The 708-nt window shown below is 63.4% G+C and carries 1 pseudogene; it reads left to right on the forward strand.

What is annotated here, in order from left to right:
- Window positions 1-708 (forward strand): annotated as a pseudogene (locus tag NKH49_RS34795) (IS3 family transposase); the annotation flags it as partial.

The raw sequence follows: 708 nt of genomic DNA on the forward strand, positions 1-708 counted from the left end.
TATCAACCGCATCTACCGGCTATACCGCGAAGAAGGACTGGCCGTGCGCAAGCGACGCTCCAGGCGCCGAGCGGTAGGGACGCGGGCACCGATCCTGGTCCAGGCGAAGCCGAACGCGCGCTGGTCGCTGGATTTCGTCCATGACCAGTTCGCCTGCGGCCGGCGCTTCCGCGTCCTCAATATCGTCGACGACGTGACACGCGAATGCCTGGCTGCGATCCCGGACACCTCGATCTGCGGCCGCCGGGTGGCGCGTGAACTGACGGAATTGATCGCTCACCGCGGCAAGCCGGGCATGATCGTCTCTGACCACGGCACCGAGTTCACCTCGAACGCGATCCTCGCCTGGTCGAGGATCATCAGGTGGAATGGCACTTCATCGCGCCAGGCAAGCCGATGCAGAACGGCTTCTGCGAAAGCTTCAACGGGCGGATGCGGGACGAGTTGCTGAACGAAACCCTGTTCTTCGGCCTCGACCATGCCCGAACAACCATCGCCGAATGGGCAGACGACTACAACCGATCGCGCCCACATTCGGCGCTCGGATACATCACGCCTGCGGCCTATGCCGCCAATCTCACCGCAACGGACGATCGGCTGCGCAACCCCGACCAGCTCCGCCGATCACCCGTTGCTCAACCCGCGCCATACGGCGTAAAACCCGCCGAGGCTCTAACTGCAGCCGGATCAAAATTCAGTGGCAGGTCA

This window comes from Mesorhizobium sp. M1088 (genome assembly GCF_040318575.1).
Taxonomy (GTDB): domain Bacteria; phylum Pseudomonadota; class Alphaproteobacteria; order Rhizobiales; family Rhizobiaceae; genus Mesorhizobium.